The 26,383-nt window shown below is 26.3% G+C and carries 22 protein-coding genes; 2 read left to right on the top strand and 20 right to left on the bottom strand.

Annotated features, from left to right (window positions below; translation table 4 throughout):
- The first annotated feature begins 118 nt into the window (after nucleotides 1–118).
- On the top strand, nucleotides 119–1,147 hold the full coding sequence (locus SCULI_RS01255; protein ID WP_025362820.1) for a Gfo/Idh/MocA family protein: 1,029 nt from the start codon (nucleotides 119–121) through the stop codon (nucleotides 1,145–1,147).
- A gap of 35 nt (nucleotides 1,148–1,182) precedes the next feature.
- Here the strand turns inward: SCULI_RS01255 and pyk (SCULI_RS01250) are convergent, their stop codons facing one another.
- From pyk (SCULI_RS01250) to SCULI_RS01160, 19 genes are all read right to left on the bottom strand, one after another.
- On the bottom strand, nucleotides 1,183–2,619 hold the full coding sequence (gene pyk, locus SCULI_RS01250) for a pyruvate kinase (protein WP_025362819.1): 1,437 nt from the start codon (nucleotides 2,617–2,619) through the stop codon (nucleotides 1,183–1,185).
- Between the two features lie 81 nt (nucleotides 2,620–2,700).
- Entirely contained in the window at nucleotides 2,701–4,158 is a 1,458-nt protein-coding gene (gene pyk, locus SCULI_RS01245) for a pyruvate kinase (protein WP_053230317.1), read from the bottom strand.
- A gap of 23 nt (nucleotides 4,159–4,181) precedes the next feature.
- Nucleotides 4,182–5,153 (bottom strand): 6-phosphofructokinase, encoded by a 972-nt coding sequence (gene pfkA / locus SCULI_RS01240; protein ID WP_025362817.1) that lies wholly within the window; start codon nucleotides 5,151–5,153, stop codon nucleotides 4,182–4,184.
- A 66-nt stretch (nucleotides 5,154–5,219) separates the two neighbouring features.
- On the bottom strand, nucleotides 5,220–6,092 hold the full coding sequence (locus tag SCULI_RS01235) for a hypothetical protein (RefSeq protein WP_025362816.1): 873 nt from the start codon (nucleotides 6,090–6,092) through the stop codon (nucleotides 5,220–5,222).
- A 62-nt stretch (nucleotides 6,093–6,154) separates the two neighbouring features.
- Nucleotides 6,155–6,718 carry a hypoxanthine phosphoribosyltransferase gene (hpt, locus tag SCULI_RS01230; protein ID WP_201767138.1) on the bottom strand — a complete coding sequence of 188 codons (564 nt, stop codon included), beginning with the start codon at nucleotides 6,716–6,718 and terminating at the stop codon, nucleotides 6,155–6,157.
- A gap of 28 nt (nucleotides 6,719–6,746) precedes the next feature.
- Nucleotides 6,747–7,172: a Holliday junction resolvase RuvX gene (ruvX, locus tag SCULI_RS01225; RefSeq protein WP_025362814.1), complete on the bottom strand. Its 426-nt coding sequence runs from the start codon at nucleotides 7,170–7,172 to the stop codon at nucleotides 6,747–6,749.
- The gene (locus SCULI_RS01220) at nucleotides 7,165–8,094 is read right to left on the bottom strand and encodes a phosphatase PAP2 family protein (RefSeq protein WP_025362813.1); all 930 of its coding nucleotides are present in this window, start codon (nucleotides 8,092–8,094) and stop codon (nucleotides 7,165–7,167) included. The genes ruvX and SCULI_RS01220 overlap by 8 nt, the downstream gene beginning before the upstream one ends.
- 74 nt (nucleotides 8,095–8,168) lie before the next feature.
- Nucleotides 8,169–9,521 (bottom strand): phosphopyruvate hydratase, encoded by a 1,353-nt coding sequence (eno, locus tag SCULI_RS01215; RefSeq protein WP_025362812.1) that lies wholly within the window; start codon nucleotides 9,519–9,521, stop codon nucleotides 8,169–8,171.
- A 112-nt stretch (nucleotides 9,522–9,633) separates the two neighbouring features.
- A complete protein-coding gene (typA, locus tag SCULI_RS01210; protein WP_038648000.1) occupies nucleotides 9,634–11,457 on the bottom strand; it encodes a translational GTPase TypA in 1,824 nt (607 codons plus the stop codon).
- An 86-nt stretch (nucleotides 11,458–11,543) separates the two neighbouring features.
- A complete protein-coding gene (locus SCULI_RS01205; RefSeq protein ID WP_025362810.1) occupies nucleotides 11,544–11,999 on the bottom strand; it encodes a hypothetical protein in 456 nt (151 codons plus the stop codon).
- Nucleotides 12,000–12,021: 22 nt separating this feature from the next.
- A complete protein-coding gene (locus SCULI_RS01200; RefSeq protein WP_025362809.1) occupies nucleotides 12,022–12,837 on the bottom strand; it encodes a hypothetical protein in 816 nt (271 codons plus the stop codon).
- Nucleotides 12,838–12,935: 98 nt separating this feature from the next.
- Entirely contained in the window at nucleotides 12,936–13,622 is a 687-nt protein-coding gene (locus tag SCULI_RS01195; RefSeq protein ID WP_025362808.1) for a hypothetical protein, read from the bottom strand.
- 11 nt (nucleotides 13,623–13,633) lie between these two features.
- Entirely contained in the window at nucleotides 13,634–14,611 is a 978-nt protein-coding gene (locus SCULI_RS05720) for a DnaJ domain-containing protein (protein WP_025362807.1), read from the bottom strand.
- A 45-nt stretch (nucleotides 14,612–14,656) separates the two neighbouring features.
- A complete protein-coding gene (locus SCULI_RS01185) occupies nucleotides 14,657–15,325 on the bottom strand; it encodes a YgjP-like metallopeptidase domain-containing protein (protein ID WP_025362806.1) in 669 nt (222 codons plus the stop codon).
- On the bottom strand, nucleotides 15,288–16,253 hold the full coding sequence (locus tag SCULI_RS01180) for a hypothetical protein (RefSeq protein WP_025362805.1): 966 nt from the start codon (nucleotides 16,251–16,253) through the stop codon (nucleotides 15,288–15,290). Before SCULI_RS01180 ends, SCULI_RS01185 begins: the two co-directional genes overlap by 38 nt.
- A 64-nt stretch (nucleotides 16,254–16,317) precedes the next feature.
- Nucleotides 16,318–17,214, bottom strand: a complete 897-nt coding sequence (locus SCULI_RS01175) for a hypothetical protein (RefSeq protein ID WP_025362804.1) — start codon at nucleotides 17,212–17,214, stop codon at nucleotides 16,318–16,320.
- A gap of 133 nt (nucleotides 17,215–17,347) precedes the next feature.
- The gene (locus SCULI_RS01170) at nucleotides 17,348–21,859 is read right to left on the bottom strand and encodes a Yip1 family protein (protein WP_025362803.1); all 4,512 of its coding nucleotides are present in this window, start codon (nucleotides 21,857–21,859) and stop codon (nucleotides 17,348–17,350) included.
- Nucleotides 21,860–21,881: 22 nt separating this feature from the next.
- Nucleotides 21,882–24,176, bottom strand: a complete 2,295-nt coding sequence (locus SCULI_RS01165) for a hypothetical protein (protein ID WP_025362802.1) — start codon at nucleotides 24,174–24,176, stop codon at nucleotides 21,882–21,884.
- Nucleotides 24,177–24,240: 64 nt separating this feature from the next.
- Nucleotides 24,241–24,945 (bottom strand): hypothetical protein, encoded by a 705-nt coding sequence (locus tag SCULI_RS01160; RefSeq protein ID WP_025362801.1) that lies wholly within the window; start codon nucleotides 24,943–24,945, stop codon nucleotides 24,241–24,243.
- A gap of 154 nt (nucleotides 24,946–25,099) precedes the next feature.
- Between SCULI_RS01160 and SCULI_RS01155 the strand changes: the two genes are divergently transcribed.
- A complete protein-coding gene (locus SCULI_RS01155; RefSeq protein WP_025362800.1) occupies nucleotides 25,100–25,906 on the top strand; it encodes an aldo/keto reductase family protein in 807 nt (268 codons plus the stop codon).
- A 32-nt stretch (nucleotides 25,907–25,938) separates the two neighbouring features.
- On the opposite strand, the gene SCULI_RS01150 is transcribed toward SCULI_RS01155, so the two are convergent.
- Nucleotides 25,939–26,382, bottom strand: a complete 444-nt coding sequence (locus SCULI_RS01150) for a GNAT family N-acetyltransferase (protein WP_025362799.1) — start codon at nucleotides 26,380–26,382, stop codon at nucleotides 25,939–25,941.
- Nucleotide 26,383: the final 1 nt, after the last annotated feature.

The following is a 26,383-nucleotide window of genomic DNA, read 5'->3' as shown; positions in this document are numbered from 1 at the left end:
ACCCTCTTCATTTTTATAATATCATATTATTTATTGCTTTATTAAAATGGCCATTGTTTAAAAATAACGTTAATCACTTATATAAGACTATAATATTTGTGAAAGTAGAGGAAAAAATATGAATGTAATTTTTATAGGAACAGGAAGAATCTGCACTTGATTCTTAAAAGATATCAAACATAGCAAATATCAAAATGATATTAATGTCATTGGAGTTTACAATCGCAATTTTGCCCATGCCCAAGATTTTGCAACCACTTGAAATATTAAAACTGTTTATCAAAATTATCAAGATATTGTAAAAGACAAAGCAAAGATTGATTTAATTTATATAGGAACACCTGATGAAACACACTTTCAATATGCAAAATTCTTTTTAGAAAATAACTTTAATGTTTTTTGTGAAAAACCAATTGCTTTATCTCTAAATGAAGCCAAAACTTTATATCAAATTGCACAAACTAAAAAATGCTTATTTTTTGATGGTATTAAATCTGGCTTATCTCCTGCTTTTCAAAAAGCAAAACAATTAATTAATGAAGGTGCAATTGGCAATGTATATTATCTTAAAGCTGGTTTTGGCAAAATTTCAACTAGTGGAGTTATTGCAAATCCAAAAGCAGAAGAAAAAACTAATGGTTTTCATTTTGGAGGAGGAGTTTATGGTCTATATTTAGCATATGCTCTTGGGGGAATGCCTTCAGCATTAACTTCAATGAATCAAAGTTATAAAAACAATAAAGCAATTGCAAGTCAGTTTTATACTGTAAAACATCAAAGTGGTATTATTTCTAACATAATTGGTAGTTCCAATTTTACAGATGAATTGTCCAATTTAGTGTGTGGAAGTAAAGGCTATTTAAAAATTGGGGGCAATACACAAAAATATAATCAAAATTATAAAAAAGATATTGCCCATATGGCATATACTGTTAGTCATTTTGATTTTAATAATAATTTGATTAAAGAATATGATTTTTATTTTGAAACTGAAGGTGAAGGACTTTGCTTAGAATTAGATCATGTTTATGAATTATTAAAAGACCAAAAATATGAAAGTCCAATTGTGACAAAAGAGATTAGTTTAAAAATTATTGAAACACTAGAAAAAACAAATACTTCAAAAATAATTAATCTTGAAATGTAAAAATAAAAAATACCTTAAATAAGGTATTTTTTAAATTATTTAACTGTTATCTCTTTGATATCTTCATTTCTTACAAATAAGATTTTTTCTCCAGATTTTGCTCCTCATGATTTTGCAATTTCTGATACTTGAGCTTCATCAGTTAAGAAAGCATCAAAGTCTGCAACTTGGTTCATAAAGATTGAATGTCATGCTCCAAATGCAGTTCATAATTTTTCATCACCACTTACTCCTAAAATAGTAACGTTTGGTCTAAATTTAGAAATTGTTTTTAACAATTCACCAGTTCTTGATGCAACTACTGCATATTCGTATTTTCCATCAATTGTAGTATTTGCTAATTGGTTTGCAATTTCTGCTCTTTTTCCACTTGTAGATTTTACAGCGTTATCTAATTGTTTTTGGTAGTAAAGTTTTGTGTAGAATTCAATTTCTGCACGTTTGTTAATTGTTGCCATTGTTTCTGTTGTAATAAATGGGAAATCTCCGTTTGCAGATTCACCACTTAACATTGTTGCATCTGAACCTAATTCAGTTGCTCAATAAACGTCAGTTACTTCAGCTCTTGTTGGTTGAGGATTGTCTGTCATTGATTCTAACATTTGAGTTGCCACAATAACTAATTTTCCTTTTTCTCTACATTTTCTGATCATTTGTTTTTCTCAGTAAGGAACTTCATAGTAAGGAATTTCTAATCCTAAATCTCCACGAGCAATCATAATTCCATCACTTGCATCAATAATTGAATCAATATTATCGATTCCTATTTCTGATTCGATTTTTGAAATAATTTGTACATGTTCTGCACCATTTTCTTTCAATAATGCTCTAATTTCATTTACGTTATCTGCATTATTAACAAATGATGCAGCAACATAATCAATACCATTTTCTACACCGAATTTAATATCGTTGTAATCTTTTTCTGCTAAGAATGGTAATGTAAAGTCAACTCCTGGTAAGTTAACACGTTTGTTTGATTTAACAACGTGAGTGTTAAATGCTTTACACATAACTAGTCCTGGTTTAACATCAGTAACTGTCATTGTTAATTTTCCATCATCAACTAAAACTTTGTCTCCCACTTTTACATCTTGAGACATATCATATGACATTTGTAATTCGTCATTTCCACATTCTCTTGTTGTGAATTCTTCTGGGTTTGTGTAAACTTTTACATCAGTTCCAGCTTTAATTTCTTGTTTTCCATCTTTCATTTTTCCAACACGAATTTCTGGTCCTTTTGTATCTAAAAGAATTGAAATTGGTTTGTTTAATTCTTTTCTCAATTCTTTAGCTCAAACAAATCTTTCCCCGTGTTCGCTAAAGTCAGCATGTGAGAAGTTTAAACGAATTGTTGTCATTCCTTTTTCGAATAACTCTTTTAAAGCTTCTTTTGAGTGAACTGAAGGTCCAATTGTTGTAATTACTTTAGTTCTTTTAACTTTGTCTTGTAAGTTATAAATTTTCATATTAGTTCTCCTTCTGTATAACAAAGAGATTATATCACTTTAAAAAAGGTTAATAATAAAAAAATAGGTTTTGAACCTATTTTATAATGTATGAATTTTGATATCTTCTGATTTAACAATTAATATTTCTTCACCTTTTTTAGCACCTCAAGATCTTGCAATTTCTCCCAATAATACTGGATTTTCAGCAACTTCATCAATGCTATCAACTTTATTCATAAAGATTGAATGTCATGCTCCAAATGCATTTCATAATTTTGGATCATCACAAACTCCTAAAATAGTAACGTTTGGTCTAAATTTAGAAATTGTTTTTAATAACTCACCAGTTCTAGATAAAACAATTGCATATTCATATTTACCATTTCTAGTAATGTTGGCAAGTTCATCAGCAATTTCTGCTCTTTTTCCTGAACTTGATTGTCTTGCATTTTCAAGCGCTCTATCATAATAGATTTTTCCATAAAAACTTAATTCTGCACGTTTATTAATTGTTGCCATTGTTTCTGTTGTAATAAATGGATAAATTCCTGCAGCAGATTCTCCACTCAACATTGTTGCATCAGTTCCCAATTCAGTTGCATAATACACATCAGTTACTTCAGCTCTTGTTGGTTGAGGATTATCTGTCATTGATTCTAACATTTGAGTTGCCACAATACAGATTTTTCCAGCTTTACGACATTTTCTGATCATTTGTTTTTCTCAGTAAGGAACTTCATAGAAAGGAATTTCTAATCCTAAATCCCCACGAGCAACCATAATTCCATCACTTGCTTCAATAATTTCATCTAAATTAAAGATTCCAATTTTTGATTCAATTTTTGAAATAATTTGAATATTTTGTGCATTTTCTTCTTTTAAAATTGCTCTAATATCATTTACGTTTTGTGCAGTATTTACAAAACTTGCAGCAATATAATCAATATCTTGTTTTGCACCAAATCTAATATCTTCAATATCTTTGTCACTTAAGAAAGGTAATGAAAAATCAACTCCTGGTAAATTAATTCTTTTGTTTGTTTTTAAAACATGACTATTAAATGCACGACAATTAATTAATCCTGGTTCAACATTTAAAACGTTTAATGTCAATTTTCCATCATCAACTAAAATAGTATCTCCAGCTTTTAAATCAACACTCATATCATAAGATACTGTCATTTCAGTTGCTTTACATTCTTTTGTTTTGTAATCACTTTCACGAGTATAAATTCTAATGTCGCTTCCAGCTTTTACTTCTTGTGCTCCATCAATCATTTTTCCAACACGAATTTCTGGTCCTTTTGTATCTAAAAGAATTGAAATTGGTTTTTCTAATTCATCTCTTAACTCTTTTGTAGAAGTAATTTTTGCTACATGTTCATCTTGACTCCCATGAGAAAAGTTTAATCTTACAACATTCATCCCTGATTCAAATAATTTACGAATATCATTCTTAGTATTTGTACTTGGTCCAATTGTAGTTACAATCTTTGTACGTTTTACCTTTTTAGCTAAAACACTTGGTTCATAAAATTCTAAATTTTTTTCTATCATAAAGATATCTCCTTTTAAAACAATTATATTGCTTTGTTAATTTTTCTTAATTCATTATATTCATTGCTTTTATCTGGTCTAGGCATATTTAATGTAGAATTAATATCTCTTGCAACAAGTTTATTTTCACTCATTCCAATATATAATCCACCTTTTCCTTCAATTAATTGATCAACTGCAAACATTCCAGCAGTTACAGCTAAATAACGATCCATTGCTGAAGGAATTCCTCCTCTTTGAATATGTCCCAAAACAGTTGCTCTAGTAACATAACCAGATTCTTTTTCAATTTTTTCAGCTAATTTGTGAACATCTGAATAAATTTTTTCAGCAACAGCCACAATTACACTTCTTTTCCCTTGTTCTGCTAATTTTTTAACTTCTAAAGCAATTTCATCTTCTGTTAAAAAACTTTCTTTTGTTGAAAAGACTTCAGCTCCAGTTGCTGTTGCTGCATATAATGTTAAATCCCCACATTCATTTCCCATTATTTCAACAACACAACATCTACTGTGAGAGTTCATAGTATCACGAATTGAGTCAATTGATCTTACAACTGTATTTAATGCAGTATCAAATCCAATTGTATAATCTGAAGAAACAATATCATTGTCAATTGTTCCAGGTAATCCTATACAATTGATTCCCATATTAGTAAGTTTTTCAGCTCCCTGATAACTTCCATCACCCCCAACAACTACTAAAGCTTCAATTCCTAAAGCTTTTAAGTTGTCAACAGCAACTTGTCTAACTGATTCTTGTTTAAATTCCACAAAACGTGCTGAACCTATAACAGTTCCTCCACGTGACATGATGTTTGCAGCAAAATCCATGTCTACTTTTTCAATTCAATTATTTACTAAGCCTTTATATCCTTCTTTTACAACATAAGGTTCAATTCCTTTTGAAATTGCAGCCTTAATAACTGCAGCAATAGCTGCATTCATCCCTGGAGCGTCACCCCCAGAAGTTAAAACTCCTATTTTCTTAATCATATTTTGCCTCCGTACTCTATGATTATATAACATTCCCTTTTTAAGGTATGAGTTTATTTATATATTTTAAAATTTAAAGAAATCATCTCAAATTTTTAAAAATGTAATTAAAATCATTTTCATTTGTCTAATATTTCTATAGTTTTTTTCTGAACAGCTATTGCGATACATTGAATAAACAATACTATAATCTGCTCACATTTCTTTATATTGCTCTAAAATTTTTAAATTAAATTCATTTATTTTTTCTTGATCTTCTTGTGAGAATTTCTTAGAAGTAATCAAAAAAATATTATTTTTACTTGTTAAGTTAAAATCTGTAAAAATTAAATGTGTTGAATTAGGTGCAAATTGTACATCATCGAATAAAACATCTAAACTATCAAATTGAGTTGTTAAATAGTGATTTAAAACTTTTTTAAATTTTTGTAACACTTCTAAAATTGTTTCAAACATTCTCACAAATGATGGAATTAAAAGTAAATGAACTGAAATAATTCCAATTTCAATAAAAACACTATCACTATGTTCAAAGCTCACAATTAATTCATAAACAAATATTATAGTTGCCAAAAAACTGGCAAAAATAATTGTTACAATATAGCCAATTGCAGTATTATCAATCTCTCTTTTATAATCAAATACATGCTCGCCAACCTTTAAATTAACATCATATACTCTAATATTTTTATAATAATATTCAGTTGAAAATCACCCAACAATTGTAAAAAATAAGATAAAGTAACCAGACATAGCTATTAAAATGTAGTTTAACATGTCATTTTTTATGGTTACAATATCTACTATAAATAAGATTGCTACAATAAAAAGAAATGATAAGTTAATTGAAAAACCTATCAACAATCGTTTATTAATAACAAAATGCTTTTTTAATTTTTTAGTAACTGATTTTAATTTATTTTGTTCTACTTTTGTCATATAGTTCCCCACTTTTTGTACATTCTATATTATCTTTTAAAAAAATGCATCACAAGATGCATTTATCATTTTCAATCATCTAATTTACTTGTATCACAAATTGCTACATAAGGAAGATTTCTCAATCTTTCTTCATAATCTAAACCATAACCTATCAAGAATTGTTTTTGAACTGTAAAACCATATCAATTTGGATTTAAACTAGTTTTTCGTCCTTCAGGTTTATCTAAAAGACTGACAATTCTTACATCTTTTGCACCTTTAAACTCTAGATATTGTTTTACATATGTTAATGTCAAACCTGAGTCAACAATATCTTCAACAATTAAAATTGTTTTTCCTTTAATTGATAAGTTTAAATCTAAATTAATTTTTGGCTCTCCCGAAGTTTTTAAACCTCCAAGATATGAAGATACGACCATAAATTCTGTTTGACATTCATACGTGAAATGATTTAAAAAGTTTGCCATAAAAGGTACACACCCTTTTAATAAACCTATTAAGATAACAGTATTATCCTTTACATCTTGTGTCTGATAAAATTCACTGATTTCCTTACCTAATTCAGCTGTACGAGTATCAATTTGTTCTTTTGTAAATAAAATTTCTTTTACCAATGGATGCATAATGCCATTTTCCTCCATATAAAACTTATTATAACTTAATTTGTTGTAAATAAGTTTCAAGTATTAATTTAGCAGCAATTTGGTCTTTATTAATTTTTTGCTTTTTGCGACTTAAATTAGCTTCAATCATAAGTGACTTTGCCATTCGTGTAGTTAATCTTTCATCAATTTTGATAATTTCTTCTTCTTTTACATTACTATGCTGATATAAAACTGTTAAAAAATCTTCAATCATTTCAACACGATGGCCAATTGAACCATCCATATTTTTTGGATAACCTACAATTATTTTTTCATATCCTTCTTTTTCTAATAGTTTTTTTAATAAATCTACTGCTTGTGAAAAATTGTCTTCTTCAAAACGAATTGTTGAATGAACATTTGCAAAATAACCTTCACTAATTGCAACTCCAATTGTTTTACTTCCTAAATCTAATCCAATATATTTAGCCATTTGTTTTTATACTCCTTTTTGAAATAATTTTGTCTACTAATAATTGCGAAGTTATTAAATATGTAAAGATCATAAAAATTGAAAAAGTGACATCGGTTGTAAAGTGCGCTAAAATAAAGACTCTTGAAGCTGCAGTTAATAATAAACTGCTTAAACCTAATCCAAAAATTATTCAAAAAATACTTTTTTGTTTTTTGGTTTCTTTTTTACAATAAAATAATAATCCCAACATTAAACCAGCAGATTCAGTATGTCCTGAGGGAAAACTTTTACCTCTTTTACTTGAAAAATTAATTTCAAAAACATATTTAAAATCTTCTCCATCATTTAAAACATTTCTTGGTCTTGGTCTACCAAATAAATTTTTAAATAACTCAACTGTTATTAATGAAAATGCAATGAAAACTAGACAATAAATTGAAGCTTTAAATAAATGATTCATTAATAATTGATTTTTATATATTTTTTTAATAAAAAAAACCATATTACAAAAAGCGATAAAACCAATTATAAAGATATATCAAATAATATAAAAAATTGCTTCTAATTTTTTTTCTTTATCTTGTCAATTTAATTCAATAAATAAATTAAAATCAAAGGCTACTAATAATAAAGTTAGAATAATAACTAAATTAAAACTAACATTAATTAATCACATTCATGTTTTATTAAAATTCATATTTACAAGTCAATAATTTAGCATGATAAATAATGTTGCATATATTGGAATCGCCATCATTGTTTTTCCATAAATATCAAAACCATGTTTTAATCAATCTAACGCTTCATAACCTTGATTAAAAATATTGGTTGAAATTTGTAAATCATAAATTGCAAAAATAGTCATAAATAAAACAAAAAAACTTACCAAAAGAATAATTGTTATATTATTACTAATTTTGCGATCTTTTTTTAGAAACATGTTTTAATTCCACCTAACTTAATTATTATATTAAAAAAACAACCTTTAAAAAAGGTTGTTTATAAATTAATAAATTATTTTGCTAAGTTGTAGAATGATTTAATTCCATCATAAATTGCAGCATTTCCTAATTCAGCTTCAATTTCTAATAATCTATTGTATTTTGCAATTCTATCAGATCTTGACATTGAACCAGTTTTGATTTGTCCTGTGTTTAATGCAACTGCTAAGTCAGCAATTGTTGCATCTTCAGTTTCACCACTACGGTGTGAAGTAACTGCAGTTCAGTTAGCTTTTTGAGCCATTTGAATTGTTTCAATAGTTTCAGTTAAAGTACCAATTTGGTTTAATTTAATTAAAACTGAGTTTGCAGCTTTTTTCTCAATTCCTTCTGCTGTAATTTTTGGGTTTGTTACAAATAAGTCATCTCCAACGATTTGGATTTTATGTCCCATAGTTTTAACTTGTTTTTGGAATCCATCTCAATCTGATTCAGCTAATCCATCTTCGATTGAAATAATTGGGTAGCTATCTACCAATTTATCTAAGTATGCAACCATTTCATCAGTTGTCATTGAGAAATCACTTCCTGTTAATTTTTCAATTTTTTTGAAGTGGTATTTTCCATCGATGTATAATTCTGAGTTTGCACAATCCATTGCAATCATAATTCCATCTCTTCCAGTTTTGTATCCAGCTTTTGCAATAGCTTCAACTAATAAGTCTAAAGCAATTTCAACTGGAGTTTTAGCTTTGAAAGCTTCAATTGTTTCTTCTGGGTATGCTCATGCAAAGTTTGGAGCAAATCCCCCTTCATCTCCAACTGCTGTAATATCTTTTTTATCGTGTAATAAAGATTTTAAAGCTTGGAAAGTTTCTGATGCTCATCTTAAAGCTTCAGAGAATGTTGGTGCTCCAACAGGCATAATCATAAATTCTTGGAAGTCAATTGCACTATCTGCATGTTCTCCCCCATTGATTACGTTTAACATTGGAACTGGCAATCTTCTTGCGTTTGTTCCCCCAATGTATCTGTATAGAGGTAATTCTAATTCATCAGCTGCTGCTTTTGCTACAGCTAAAGATACACCTAAGATTGCATTAGCTCCTAAGTTTTTTTTGAAATCATCACCATCTAATTCACACATTTTTGTATCAATTGCAACTTGATCAGTTACTTCCATACCAATAATTTCATCAGCAATTTTATCATTTACATTTGAAACTGCTTTTAAAACACCTTTTCCGTTGTAACGTGCTTTATCTCCATCTCTTAATTCTAATGCTTCTCTTGAACCAGTTGATGCTCCTGAAGGAACTTTTGCTGATCCAAATCCACCAAATTCAGTTGTAACATCAACTTGAACTGTTGGAAATCCACGTGAATCTAATACTTCACGTGCTACTATATTAACTATTTTTGACATATGTTTCTCTCCTTACTATTTAATAATAAACCTAATTTTTTATATCTTTGAAATTTTTTTGCAAGATACAATAGAATTTTTTTCAAAAAAAATAAAAAAAATAGAAATTATCCTAGTGAGGATCATTTCTATGTTGTCTACGTTCATTTGATGTTAATCATTTTTTTCTTAAGCGAATATCTTCTGGAGTTACTTCTACAAGCTCATCTCATTCGATAAATTCTAATGCTTCTTCTAGAGTAAATTTTCTTGGTGGTGTTAATTTAACTGAATCATCACTACCACTAGCTCTAGTATTTGTTAATTTTTTACCAGTTGTTGGGTTTACTTCTAAATCATTGTTTCTTGAATGTAATCCAACAATCATTCCATCATAAACTTCAACTTGAGGACCAACAAATAAGATTCCTCTTTCTTCTAAGTTATTTAAAGCATATGGTAAAGTTACTCCATTTGCCATTGATACAAGTGTTCCATTAATTCTTCCTTCAATTGATCCTTTATAGTCTTCATATCCCATAAATGATTTAACAAGAACTCCTTCTCCACGAGTATCATTTACAAATTCTGATTTAAATCCAATTAGACCACGTGTTGGAACAATATAAGTTACTTTATCTCTAATTCCATCACTGTCCATGTCTGTCATAAGACCTTTTCTAATATTTAGTTTATTAATAACAGTTCCTGAATATTCAGTTGGTACATCAATAATAACTTTTTCCATTGGTTCAAGTTTATTACCTTTTTCATCAGCTCTAAAAACAACTTCAGGTCTAGAAATTCCTAATTCAAATCCTTCTCTTCTCATTGTTTCAATTAAAACAGATAAATGCAATTCTCCACGACCAAGAACTTTAAATCCATCAGCTGAAGAATCACTTAATGCTTCAACTCTTAATCCAACATTTACTTCTAATTCTTTGTCTAATCTTTCTTTAATATTTCTTGTTGTTACAAATTTACCAACTTTTCCAGCAAATGGTGAAGTATTTACTAAGAAGTTCATACTCATTGTTGGTTCTTCAATAATAATTGGAGGTAAAGCATCAATGTTATTTGGATCACAAACTGTATCTCCAATTGTTAAATCACTAATTCCAGAAATAACAACAATTTCTCCAGCTTGTGCTTCTTTAACAGCAACTCTTTTTAATCCTTGATAAATAAATAGTCCTGAAATTTTTCCTTTTGCAATTGTTCCATCATTTTTTGAAATTGCAACTTGTTGACCTTCATTTAAAACACCTTTAAATAAACGTCCAATTCCAAGTCTTCCAATAAATGAATCATATGCTAATGAAGAAATTTGTAATTGAATTGTTTCTTGACTCAATTCAATTGGATAATTTCCAACTTGTTTAATAATTGTTTCAAATAATGGTACTAAGTTGTCACTTTTTTCATCCATTGTATATTGAACAATTCCTTCTCTTGCAACACCAAATAATGTTGGGAATTCAATTTGCTCATCATTGGCATCTAATTCCATAAATAATTCTAAAACTTCATCAACAACTTCAAGTGCTCTTTGATCTTTTTTATCAATTTTATTAATTAATAAAATTGGTTTTAATCCTAATTCTAATGCTTTTGAAAGCACAAAACGAGTTTGGGGCATTGGTCCTTCTGCTGAATCCACTAATAAAATAACAGTATCAACAGTTTTCATAATACGTTCAACTTCACTCGAAAAGTCAGCATGGCCAGGAGTATCTACGATATTGATTTTGTAATCATTGTATTCGATGGCACAATTTTTTGAATAAATTGTAATTCCACGTTCTCTTTCTTGGTCATTGCTATCCATTACTTGTTCTTTTACTTCTTCATTTGCTCTAAATACACCAGATTGACCTAAAAAAGCATCAACCAAAGTAGATTTACCAGCATCAACGTGAGCAATAACGGCTATATTAATAATTTTTTTATTCATAAATAATGTCTCCTAAAAATGTATAACAAAAAAATAATATCAAATTTTGAACCATAATAATATAGCAAAAGTAAATAAAAAAGTACCTAGAAAGTACTAGTTTGTTTATACACTTCAATATCTTCAAATATCATTTTAATAAAATAAAGTGCTTGTTCAATTTGCTCTGTTCCAAAAGAATTATTTAAGTCTAAACTCTCTTTTTTAATAAATATTAGAAATTCTTGATGTCTAAAAGTACTTGAAATTGTTTCAAATACTAATTTAACATAATAAATAAATAATAAACTTGCAACAGATCAATATTTACTCTCAGCTTGTTCAATAATATCGGGATTTAATTTATCAATCTTCTCTGTTAATCTTTTTATTAAAAGTTCAATATCAGATTGTGCTAATTTTTGATATATTTGATAATCACTATTTAAAATTTTCAAACCATCATATTTTCTACGTAAATTAATGTAGTTTTCTAATAACGTTGAAAAGAAAAGTGAATCTTCTTTACAACAAAATGGATATTTTACATGTGATTGTGCCATTTTTTTGACCTCCTTAAGTTTATTAGTTTTTTAAGGTTTTATAAAAAATTTCTTTTGAATCTTCATTCATTGATTTCATTTCAGATAATCGCAAATCATCTTCATCCATTAAAGGTTTATAATTTTCAATTGTAATCCCTTTTAATTTTTCTTCTTCATAAATGATTCTTTCTCTTAGTAAAAGACCAAAGTAGAATTTTGTAGAATAATAAATGGCAAAATTATATAAAACAACTTCTGCTTGTTCTTGAAATTGTCTTTCTCCATCACTATCATCTTCAAGTAAATCTAATAAATCACTAATCAAATCATTAATTTCATAAGATTTAGTTATTAATTTATTAAATTCTTTTGTTTCATATAAAATATTGGCTTCGTTTATAATTTTTTCTACTAGTGTTTTGTATTTTAAAGGTGGTGTAATTTCAGAAAGTTCTGTATAAAACCCTTGTAAAACACTTTCAATAAATTGTTTAAATGAATAATCATAAACTGTTAATGGACTAACTGGAGTTTCGCCTGTATCTTCATACAATTCACGAGTTAAATCATAAATACAACTATAATCTGTAAATGTATCACAAATTGCCATTAATCTTAATAAACAGCTTAAACTATCGCGATCTACTTCTTCTTTTTTTTCAACTTCAATCTTTTCGAAAGCATCTTCAATATATGTTCTAAATTCCGCTAAATCTCTTTTTTCAAATCAAAATTTTTCAAGAGCAATCAAATAGCGATTTTCAGAACCAAATAAGGATAATAAAATATAGATTTCATTCGAAATTATTTCATTTTCAATATGTTCATAATATTCTCAACCTTTAAATCTTTTCATTTTCTTAAACCTTATTTCTAAAATTATTTATTTATATTAATACTTCTATTTTGTTAAACTTTAACATATTTAAAATTTAAATTTAACAATAAATTTTTTTAAGCATTTACTAAGTTATTTAAATAATCTAAGTAACTAATATTAATTGCCAAAATTGCTCAAAGGTTAATTACCATATCATCTGCTAAATGTTCTTTTTGACTTAATATCTCTTTGAAATATTCAAAGTCTCCATCTGGTTTTGATAAAACAATTTGTTCTAATGATTTAATTTCTGTTCACAATTGGTGATTTAAATTATTTGTAAAAAACTCATCTTTAGCAAAACTAAATTCTTTACTTTTTTGTTCAACTAATTCAATAACTTCTTGGTTTTTTTCAAAAACCGCTTTATTTGCCTGTTCAATTATTAACTTTGCAAAATCTCCATTATTATTTGAATCTAATTTTAATCAATAATCACTTGATAAAGAATCTAACATTACAATTAATTGTCTAAATAAGTTAATTAAGATTAAATAATCATTGATTCCTTCATTTAATTGCATAATAACTGCAACTGAATCTGCACTTGAGACAATATTTGTTGCTTGGACAAAGAATTGTTTATATTCTTGTCCAATAAATTTATAAAATTGGTCACGGTCTGATGAATATATTTCACTAAATAAAACTAAGTTTTCACTAAATTCTTTGACACTTTTAATAATATTTGATTTATCAAAATTTTTAATTAATTTATTTGATGAATCAATTAATTTAAATCAACTTTCTTTTTGCATCATTAATTTTCCCCCTAAATTAAGTCATATTTCTCATAATATTGTTCAACAATAGTTTTAAATACATTAATTTTTTTCATTTCGTTTGCAGCACCTGGATCTGGATTAACATCTGGGTGATATTGTTTTGCCAGTTTGCGATAAACTTTTTTAAATATTTCTGGTTTTTCTAATTTACTAATACCAAAATAATTAAATGCCTCATTGACTTCATCATTGAATACCATAGTTTTAGTTTTTTCAAAGAAATCTTCAAAATCTTCTTGATTACTATTAAAGTTACTTGTATTTGTGTAACTATAAGTATTTGTGCTCCCATATTCAGCTTCAAAGTTAAATGCTTCAATTGTTAAATCAATTGCTTGATCTAACATACGACTTCAGTGATAAGTAAATTCATCACCTAAATCAATAATTTCTTCAACTAATAAATGTTGCTTATAAGGAATTATTTCCTTATCATCCATTAATAAAAGCGCTTTATTAATAATTCCTTCAACTGCATCAAGTCCAGTTCTTTGCATTACTTCAAATAATCTTCCTAAATTTGGATCATTAATGTTTTTATTTGCAAATGTAAAGTTAAATACTTTTCAAAATTTTAAAGTTGTATAATATGTAAATTTAGTTAAAGCTGTTGTTAATAGACATGCAGCAAAATGGCCATTTTGCATCGCAATTTGTTCATAAACATTTTTAAAATAACTGTGACAAGGATAACTTTCAAAGTGTTCCTTAGTATTTATTTCATTTAATAATCAATCATATCCATTTTCTAATACTTCTGGATATTGTTGAAGACTTTCTTGTTCTTTAATTTCTTTATTAAACTCTTGAATTATAGTTAGTAAATTATCAACATTATAAAAATCAACACTTTCAAATGAACGTTGTCATTCAATAATGCTTGATTCTCCGTGAGAATAGTCAAAAATTGATGATTTTTTAAATTGCTCTTTTTTGAACTTTTTAAAATCCTTTTTTCATCCCATTTTTGACAATCCCCCTTGTTTAAAAATATTATACTTTATACTTTTCTAAATTGATAGTTTTAAAAGTCCGCTGTATTCTTTGTACTTTGGTAAAAACTTTTCAACATGGTATCAAAAATCACGTGAATGATTCTTATGTACTAAGTGACTTAATTCATGCACAGTCACATATTCAAGTGCTTCTTTTGGATAATGCAGTAATTTAATATTTAAAACAACTTTTGATTTTTCAGGATAACAAACTCCTCATTTGCCTTTCATTTCTTTGACAGACAAATTTTTCAGTTCTAATTGCATAATATTAAGTCATTTATGTATTACTTTTTCAAATTCACTAAAATATAAATTTGATAATTTTTTATACATATGTTTTACTGTTAAATCATCATTTTCATAAGTTTTAAATGCTAATTTAAAATCTTCTTTAATTGGATCACTAAAATATGCTTCATTTTTAATATCAAATATTTTGATGCTTCCTGGATTGGCGATAATAACTTTTTTTGTTTTTTCACGAAATTCAATAATCTTATTAATTTTTGAAATATTGCGATAAATTAATTGTTCAATTTCTCAGTCTTGTGCTTGCAAAGGACTTGAAACTTGAATATCTTGATCAATAATCTTTAAACGAATATATTTTTGTTCTCGATAAGTAACACTGTATTCAATTTTATTACCCTTGTGACTTAGTGTTTTTTTTATTTTTAGCATTTTTCTTTGCCTCTTTTAATGTTTTTTTCTCATCTTGAGCTGCTAAATAAGCAGCCATTTTACGCTCTTTTTCTTCCATATCAAGATCTGTTCTTAATTTCTTGATTTCTGCTTTTAAGTCTTTTCCATCATGTTCACCAAATTCAAGTCTTCCCTCAATTACTTGATTTACAAGAGATTTTTCTTTAAATTCTCGTTTATAAAAGTCACTGTAATCTAATTTAAGTTTTTTAATTAGATGAGCTTCAAAGGCAATAAAGATTGCAAAAGCAATTAAAATATAATTTATGACTTGAAAAACAATTGATCAACCACTAAAGGGTGAAAAAGTATTTTTGGCATTTAACCAATATGTATATCGAGGATAATAAACTCCTTGTGAAATTGATTCAGGTCCAGATGGTAAATATGGAATAAGATATTTTAATCCAAATAATAATGACAGCATTAAAATTGGTCAAAAGAAGAAATTAAAAGATAAATATGCTCTTTGTCTTCATTCACCTTTTTTAATAAACGGTCTTAAAATTCCAAGTCCAATTATTAATACTGAAAGAAACCAAATAATTGGTGCAACTGATAATGCAATTGTATTTGCAAATGTTTCATCATATGTAGGAACAACTGCGCCTGTTTCATCAATGTGTGTTTCATCAAAAAATATAAAAATTAAATAAAAGAATAAATTACGTACACCTTGGTCGTAATAAAAGGCAAATGCAAGTAAAACTGGGGCTGCTATTCAATAGACTACCATTATTAACCTAAAAATTAGAACTAAAAACATTAAAACACCATTAGTTTTTTTAAAGTTATTTAAACCGATACTCTTAAAAAAACCAAGTTTATTTGGATCTTTTTCTTTTTTAGCTTTTTTCTTCTTCTTAGTTTTTTGCTCCACTTGTAAAGTAGTATTTGTATCTGCCATTTTTATTCACCTAACTTATGTTATTTTACCATTTAATAAAAAAAATTTAGCATTCTGCTAAATTTTAGTGTGATTCTCTTTCATCATTAATTCTTCTTGAAAGATATTTATAACCACCAGCTTTTGCATCATTTGGTGCAACTGAATTAGAGTGAATACTTTGATAATCATCATTATTTTCAATTTGTGCCAGTGGGTCTTCTCTTCTTGGACGATAGTATTCAGGTTCTTGATTAATTGTTTGAGTTTGTTGAGGTTCAACTGGTTGATTAGAAGGTTGTGTATTATAATTTGGTTCAACTATATAAGGTACAATTTTTGGAGGTTCATCATAATCAGCAATAATTTGACCAATTTCAAGCCCATTTAATGCTCCAGTTTTTTCAATTTCTTCAATTGCTTCATCATAACTCTTATTTAAACCAGATTGCATATTTTGAATTTTTAATTTTAATTCAGTTGCATCTCTTAATTCAACTGTATTTAGATTAATTGCTCCATTATCGACATTAACAACAGCTTGAGGTTGAGCAACTACTTGTTGAACAACTGTTGCTTGATTAAGATTAATTGAAATATGTACAATTGCAAGAACTGTATCAATTGCAATAAAAGTAATTGTAGGAATAATTGTCAATAATTTTGATTCTCCAGCTATTCCAATATTATAAAATGCATAAATTGATAATAAAACAATTAAACTAAATGCACTAATTGTATTAAACACTCCAAATACTTTACCTGGTTTATTTTTTAGACCATTTGCTAAAAAACCTGTTGCTAAATAAACAATTGTTAATGCTATTAAGTAATAAGTTAATATATTAAAGTTTTCAACTCCAAAAATGTAGATAAGTTGTCCTTCTTCATTAAGTGAAAATGCAAAAAATGGAACAAAAAATAGACAAAATGTTGCAACTAAAAACATAATTAAAAATCTTCAAATTCGAACTTTTCTCATACTCTCACCCTTTATTAACTATTATTATATATTTTTATAATAAATAAACAAATATATTATATCTAAAAAATAAACTATATGTATGACCCTAAAAAAATAGTTTTTATAACTTTAAAAGCTATAAAAACTATTTCTATCCCAATAATCTTGCTAAATTTACTTTTTTAATTGATCCCAAAACAAGTGAATAAGCTGTTGTAAAAATAATTATTCCAATTAATAAAATTGTTGGAATAACTCACCATTCCAAAATAAGTGGTACAGAAATACTAACAGCAAGTAAAACTTGAGGAATAGCCAATTTAAAAAGCAAAAAGATAATTAATGATGAAAATAACATTGCAAATAAAGCTAATGGTAAGAAAATTCATAAGATAATGGAATTTATCTCTTTCATTGAATATCCTTGAACTATCATATAACTCATAAATTTTTTATATTTTCCAACAAATAAATCAGTTATTAAATATATCACCATTAAACCTGTAAAAATTGAAATTGAAATAAAGACAATAGATAGTGACAATGTTGCAAAAATTAAATTATTAATTACATTTTTTTGCATATCAACATAATCTGTTGGTCCAATTGCAGATTCCATATATTTGCCAAATCCAGTAGCACTAGTATTTCCAAATTTAGGTTGGAATATTAATCTTTCTAATTGATCGGAAATTAATTGATTGCTACTCATTTTAGCATTTGATCAAATGTTTACTGAATTTTGATTTTTAAATGTAATACGAGTATCTGGATTTAAATAACCAAGAATTTTATTGGCATTAACTTGATCAACAATTAATCTATTTTTATCATATGTCTTTTCAATACCAACAATTTTTATTTTATATTTAGAAGTTATTGGTTCCAACATTGGTTCAAATAATTTATTTTCTAAAGCAATGTTATATCAATTATTTGTTGTTGAATTTAACAATGATTCAATTGATATTTCAACTGGTTCATAACTGCCGTTATTTAATTCATATGTACGTATATCATATGGACGAACAATATAATAATCTCCTTGTTCATCATAAGTTTTAACATACTTCATATCTTCAGAAATTCGCGAAATGTCAAAATATTGTTTATCAACTGCTTCAAATAATTCTTTATTTACTAAATTCTTTGGAATTTTAAGTTTAACATCATTTAAATTGTAATAATCATGAATTGATTCTATTCCATTTCCTAAATGATCATTAAATTTTCACATATTCACAATATCATCTTCAGTTTTTTTATAATATGTAAATTTGGAATTGTCCATTTCATAAATAGACAATTCATTAGAATCTTTTTGATTATTATTATTTTGATCATAAAATCATCAATCATTATTAACTGGTGTAAATAAATTATTTGAATTATTTACACCAAGTAAATTATTTTTATATTCAAATTCAATTTGGTCTCCAACATTATAACCAAGTAGCTTTAGTTTTTCATTACTTAAAGCATTTATAACATTTTCATTTTCTGATTTTAATTTATTTTTTTGACTAATATCCAAATTATTTACTTGACTATCTAAATCAATTCCATAAATTTCTAAATCATTATTTTTACTATCTTTAATATCTTGAATTGATAGTCTAGTATACAATTGATCTTCATTTGTATTTACAGGAATTGTTCCAAATGAAAATGAAAAGTTTTTATAAAATTGCTCATTGTCATCTCACATTTGCTTTATATTTGAAGAAATAATATTACTTGAAATTTGCTCTACACAATATGAATACTTTGAACTAGCAGTCGAAGGAATATCACTATCTAAGATTGAAGTTTGACCAAATAAATTTGGCAAAACATTACATGATAATAAATTAAATTCATTTTCAATTATTTTATTTTCATCTAAACCTTGTCGTGACAATTCAACTAATTGGTCCATTAATCCAACTGAAACTAAATTTCCCTTAAAGGTAAATAAATTTGCAACAAGCATTTTTTCAAAATAGCGTGTTAAATTATTTTTTAAAAACTCATATTGATTTTGATCTGATAAATCAAACTCAAAAAAACTTTTATATTGTCCTTCATATTCAATTAATCCTGATAACGGTGAATTATCTAATATTGCTTGTGCTTTATCATCATTTTCATAAAAACTATATCTTGAGAAAGGCACGTTTGCATAAATATAAGAATAATTGTAATCATTATTGTATTTTATATTTTTGTAATACTCTTGTGACATAGATTGTAACGTTGTTGGTACAAGAATCGAGACCAATAATATTGTTGAAGCTACAAAAAAAGTTGAAAAGAAAATAAACATATCTCGTAGCGAAACAGAAATTAAAACTGTTCTCATTTTTGTAATAAAGTTATGAAACTTCATTTTTTTAAATATATTAACTAAAAATAAATTTGGTTTTTCACTTTTTGAAGGTGAAAGTAATATTAATGGGCTTTGTCTAATTGTCATTCAGCCTGTAATATAAACTATAATAAATATTAAAGTTACATAACCAAAATATTCAGCTAAAAAGAATTTTCAGTCTAAAAACTTTTCTCCAGGAATATTAAAATATTGATTAAAGATTCCTAAAATTGACTCTTGTAAAAATACTGAAGCAATTCACCCCAGTGGCACTAATAGTAGAAGTGGCAAGACAATATAGAGAGTAAATTGTAAAGTTAATCTATTAGTAGAATATCCTAAAGATTTTAAATTTCCAATCTGTCCACGTTGTGAATTTAAGAATTTTTTAACGATATTATAAACTATAAATAAAATCACTGAGATAAAAATAATTGAAAAGATAATTGATATAGCTAAAAACATTGAAATAGCAGACGAAAATAAATTTGTTCTTAGATTTAAAACTGTTGTCTCATCATATTTTTCAAATGATGTTGCACTTAAAATTAAATCAGGATTTAATTCTGATGGTGTATTTAGAATATCTGCAATTTTATCTATATTTAATAAATTATCTGCAATAAATAATTTGAATAAATATAAGTCATCTTCTATTTTGTAATTTTTTTTATCTTTTGGATTAATTTTATATTCCATATATGCTCGTGATACATCTTGATATTTATTTTCCGAAATTTTTGATAAACCAACACCTGAAATTGGTTCATCTTCTGAAGAAAAAATATCTTGATAATCTCGAGAATTTAAATAAATTAAAGCTTGATTAGTTGAATCAGCTAGTAAATCTTCATCATAAATTGTGGGATAAATATTTAAAGAATCTCCTCCTGTCGCATCCATCCTAAATTTATGTTTAAGATTAGGAATAATTTCATATTCCTTTCCAATTGTTAGATTTTTATTTTTAGCATAACCACTAGAAATCATAAATGAATTTCTAGTAAAGTTTTTTCCTGTAGTGCTTTCATCTCTAACTTTAAATTGATAGTAATTATCATCATTTCAAATAGGATCTCCAGTTGGTCCTTCCACATAACTTGAAATAATTCTAAATTTTTCACCAATATCATTTCACATTACTACTTGATTACGTAGCTTAATATTAAAATTAGTTAAACTTGAAAGTAAATTGTAATATGTTTGAACAAATGTTCCATTTGTAAATCTATTACCATTAATGTTATATTCATTTTCTTCGTTTGTTTTGGTGATAAAAATACCTGTAGATTCAAAATTTTTCATTTTATAAGTAAAGGAATTAGTTACAGAATTTTCTGGATTACCAAAAATATATTTATTTTTAGTAATTGTAAAATAGTCTTCTTTACCTGCAAAAAACTTTTCTTGTGTTCCATTATTAATAATTCACCCAAATTGTCCATTTAAACCCTCAGTTGAAATATCATCTTCTAATAGAGTTTCATCTTTATATTGAAAATTTATATATTCATTTATGTTTTTATTAAGTTCAGTCTTAATGTCTTCTTCCATTGTCTTATTGGGTTCTAATTCGTTGACTTTAACAAGAATATATTCTTTTAAGCCTGCAACTATACTTGAATTATTTAACTGTAACATATAGTCAAATATATATGTTGCTACTAATCTTTTTTGTTCTATATTAATATCATCATTATCAATAAAATTATGATAAAGCTGCCCAATTAATGAATTTTGAAAGTAAATACTTTCTTCATTAAAATTAAATAATGTCCCAAAACTTTTAGTTTTAACTACTTCATATTTTTCTTCTGGACTGTATTCAAACAAATATTTTTCATTATTACAATAAGAATATGAATTAGCTTCTTGATTTGAGGAACATAATGAATCTGTGTCACCAAAGTTAAAAGTAACTCTTCGATATTTAATTGATGAACTATCAGCATAGTAAAAAATATTTTCATCATAATTAAATTCAATTGCTTTTAGAATTGAATCACTTTGACCAAATGTTAAGTTTGAATATGCATGTTCACCATTATTTGGTTTAATAGTTTTTGTATTAAAGGCAAAAAATGGAGATAATGTTGGAGTACTATTTGAACTATATCCACTACTTGTATAACGATATGAATAATCATAATTATAAGGATTTGGATTAATTTTATTATTTGATGAGATTAAATTTGATGCTGTTATTCCAAATGTTGATGTAAATAAAACTGAAACAAGAATCAATAATATATACATCGAAAATTGTAAGTAGTCTTTTATTAAATGTTTAAAACCATTTTTAAAGATAAGCATATTTTTTGTCCTTCTATTTTAATTAAAAGATATTGTAGAATTGTTCACCTTCTTTGTTAAAACTTTCAATTTTAGTAATTACTCAGTATGGGTTTAATGGATCATTTGATACATTGGTTCATTCTATGTTATAAGTGTGATTAACAATATCATAATTTTCATAATTTCCTAGTCCATCATAAGCAATTAAATCATCTTCTTTGATTTTGCCTTGTTCTAAACCAAGAATTCTTGCTTTTGTTTCTCTTGAAAAGTCTGTCTTTTCATTATCTTGTTGATATGGATTAAAGTCTGAATCAACATTAACTTTTGATGTGTATTCAGTTGCATTACTTGTTATGTCACCTTTTCCAGTATAATTTAGTGAAAATGACATTTTTGCTCCTGATTGAGTATTATCATTTGATGAAACATGAGTATTAGAAATCTGTCAGTATTTATCATCATAAAGGTACTGTAAAACATTTGAATCTAATTCTTTCATATTATTGCTGATTGCTCCAGCAAATCCACCAAAGAATTTTTCAAGCTCTTTTTGTCCTTGAGTTTTTTTATCCTTAGTCATTTTATAAAATGACTCTAAAAATTTTCCTTCTTCTAATTTTCCTGCTTTAAATCCTAATTTAGATTTAATTTCATTTCTTTGAACTGCAGATAGTTTTTTATATGTTGTTTTGCCTTCACCTTCATTATATTTTGTAGTTAATTCTAAAATTACTTCCTTATTATCCAAAACCATTTTATACATTGATCCAAATCATGACATAAAATTAACAACTCCTTTTCCAGAATTATTAACTGTTTCAAGAAAAGCATCCTTACCAATATTATTAATCATTGTACTAAATATTCCTGTTTTGATAAGAAGACCTGCTTTGTTTTGCTCATCATATGCATACATTTCAAAGAACTTTTGTTCTTGTTCTTCATTTCAATTTTGTGATGCGCGATTTAACTCAGTAAAAAACTCCACAATATTTTCAGCGTTTTTTTCTTTTAAATCTCCAGAATTAAGCATTACTTTCATACTTGCATCTTTTGTTGAGGCATTTCCACCTAATATACCTTCTTTTATTATTGGTTTTTCATCAAGAGTAATATTATCTAAAATATTTGAGTCCAATTTTAATTCATTTATCAAAATATTTTTATTTGTACTATCTTCTACAGATTTCTTGACAATTCCTCACATATCAATAACTAATGAAAATGCGCTTCCTTGATCTGAAGATTCATTAGACATAATTGGCAACATTGAATCCATAAATTCTAACATTACACCAACACCAGATTCTTGATCATTAATGTTGTCTAATAATGCTGAAAAACCATTAATGTGACCACTAACATTTAATTCAGAAGCTTTTCTTGTTATAAAAGCTCCTGTATTATTAAATTCATATTCATTTGTTCCATTTTTTAAAATAGAACCATAATTTGATGAACTACCTGCTTGATAAGAATAAGTGCTTTCATTCTCTTCTAACAGTTTTTTTATATTTGATTTGTCAAATGCATTAGTTTCTGAAGCAATTTTACCGCTTTTACCACTATTCATAATTGAATTATAGTAAAGATAACCATTTGAATTAGTCCCATATTTATTTCTTGCAGCAGCTGTGTTAAATAAACCAGTATATCCATGAGTTGCACCTGGGCCACTTCCTGTATAACCTTCATTTAATAAAGTATTTGTCAAAGCTCCTGTATCTTGAATTCCTCAAGCCAATTGTCTTCTACTTTCATCAGATGATAGTTTTAAATCATTTGATGCTCCAGCATATTCACCAAGACTATTTTGATCTGTTTTATATAAATATGATTCTTGGTTATTTGGATTTATAGTATCGTTAAAATAATAACCTCCATCCTTATTACCAGACTTTAAAAATGATTGATAAAAGTTATTATCATACATTCCCATAATATAACTTGCAAATATTCCAGCATAACCATTATTATCAAAGTTTCTCAATTGTGGAGCCAATAATTGACCATATTTTAAAACATCAGTTGATAAATTAACTGGTTTTCCTTCAGAATTATTGTAATTAATAGGTAAGTATAATGCTGTTGATAAAGGTGTTAAAAAGATTGATAAAATTTCATTTACATTATAATTTAAATTTTCATGTCTTCCCGCAAGGATTAATCGTGTCATAAAGTCTGCACCATCAATCATATCTTTTTGAAGTTGAGTCATATCACTTGGATCTGGATTATCACCTGACCCATTTCCGTTTCCACACGCTACAGTTGCACTGATACTAGGAGTCACAATTGACATCACAGCAAGTGCATTTAATAATTTTTTCATTTTTAATTCTCCTTTTAATTTTTTAAGTTTATTTTTATTAACATAAAAAAACACATTTAAAAGATTAAAAAATTAATGGAGGATTAAATCTCTTTTTACTTTCTATTAGATAAACAGAATTTTTGACTTTGTAAATAATATCAATATTATTTTTATTAAATTTAAATAGAGTAAAAATATATTCTTGTATTTTCACTAAAGCTATCATAAAACTTATATGTATATCAACTCAAGAAAAATAATTATTTTGTTTATTCATTTCTTTATCTAATTTTTTATTTCTTTTTTTGATTTCATTTATAATACTTTTTATAGCTATAAAATATAGTAAATATAAAATTACACTAAAAATTGAAATAGTAATTCATGCACTCATAAAAGAAAAAAGTAATAACGATAAAGGCATTCTAATGATTTTAATTTGAAATGAAGAAATAATTGCAGTTTTTTGGTCTAATGAAATTAATGTAAAAAAACCTATTAATATAAAAGGTATTCCATAAACTAAGACTCTAATAACTGAAATTATTTCTTCAAAAAGAGCATTTTTAATAACAAGAGTAATGTTTCTATTTGAAAAAATATAATGATCTGTAGCATTAATAAATTTGAGAGACAAGTAAACTATTATACTTATTGAACATAATAATCAAAGAGATAATTTAATAATTGAAAATATTAAAAATATTTTGCTGCTTGAAGCAAAATAATCAGGTATTGAAATTAAAATTCAACCTATAAAAATTATTAAAAGTGATTTTTTGCTCATTTTTATCCCCTCATTATTGTTGAGTTTAGATAAAAAAAAAAAAAAAAGCAAGTTATAGATGTTATAGTTTGCAGTCATTTTCCAAAATAAAATTATAATTAAACTACTATTCATATATTAATAAGACTAAAATTATTAAGAAAGGATGATAATAATGAAAAATAAATTAATTTTTGGAACAATGATGAAACATGAAAAAACAACTTCTGCCATTTTAAAAGCACTTGAAGTTGGATATAGAAATTTTGATTTAGCACAAATTTATGGAAATCAAAAATTAATTGGTGAGGCTTTTAATCAATGATTTAAAACCAATAAACGTGAAGAAATCTTTATTCAATCAAAAGTTTGAACTAAGGACATCGATAAAAATGATACAGTTAATGCTGTTAATAAAATTTTAGAAGAGGTAAATATTGATTATTTAGATTCAATATTATTACATAGACCTTCATTAAATTTGGAAAATGATTTACAAGCTTGAAAAGAACTAATAAAGTTAAAAGAAAAAGGAATAGTTAAACAAATTGGAGTTTCTAACTACGAAAAAGATCAAATCATTTATCTTTGAAAATCAACTGGTGTGAAACCCGAAATTAACCAAATAGAGTTTTCACCGATTAATCAAAGATATGATCGCATTACTTTTGCTACTGAAAATGATATTGAAGTACAAGGATATACTATTGTTGCTCAAGTTTTTAATGATCACAATGTGATAGACATAGCCAAAAAACAAAATACAAGTATTGTTGGAATTTGTAAAAGTTTTGCCTTAGAAATGCAAATTTCTCCAATCATTAGTTCAAGCAATAGTGATCATATTACAAGTAACTTTAATGATCCAATTGTTAAATTAAATGAACAAGATTTAAATTACTTAAAATCTATAAATATCTATAAAAATAAATTTTCAGAAATGTATCCAATTGCTTTATTAGATGAATATTATCAAAAATAAAAAAGTGAATTCTTATTGTGGAATTCACTTTTTTATTTAATAGTTTTAGTCATTTTAATATGATCAATTCCATCTTCAAGAAATTGTTCTCCTTCAACAGTAAAACCATTCTTTTCATAAAATTTAATCGCATAAACTTGAGCATTTAAAACAATTTTTGAAAGATCTAAAACATCTTTTGAATATTCTTCTAAGAATTTTAATAATTGATTTCCTAATTTAAGATTTCTAAATTCTTTTTTAACAGCAATTCTTCCTCAATGTCATCCATCATCTTGCTTTAAAATTCTTGCACAACAAACTGGTTCATTATTTTCATTTAAACCTAATACATGAAAACTTGTATTGTCATATGAATCTTGCTCTAACTCTAAATCAACTTCTTGTTCTTCAACAAATACTTTAGTTCTAATTTCTAATGCAGATTGAAAAATTTCATTTTCAATCCCATAATCAACGAGAAAATTTAAATTCATA

The organism is Spiroplasma culicicola AES-1 (assembly GCF_000565175.1).
Lineage (GTDB): Bacteria > Bacillota_I > Bacilli_A > Mycoplasmatales > Mycoplasmataceae > Spiroplasma_A > Spiroplasma_A culicicola.
Note: the sequence above shows the minus strand (reverse complement) of the source record. Positions and strands in the feature narration are given on the sequence as shown.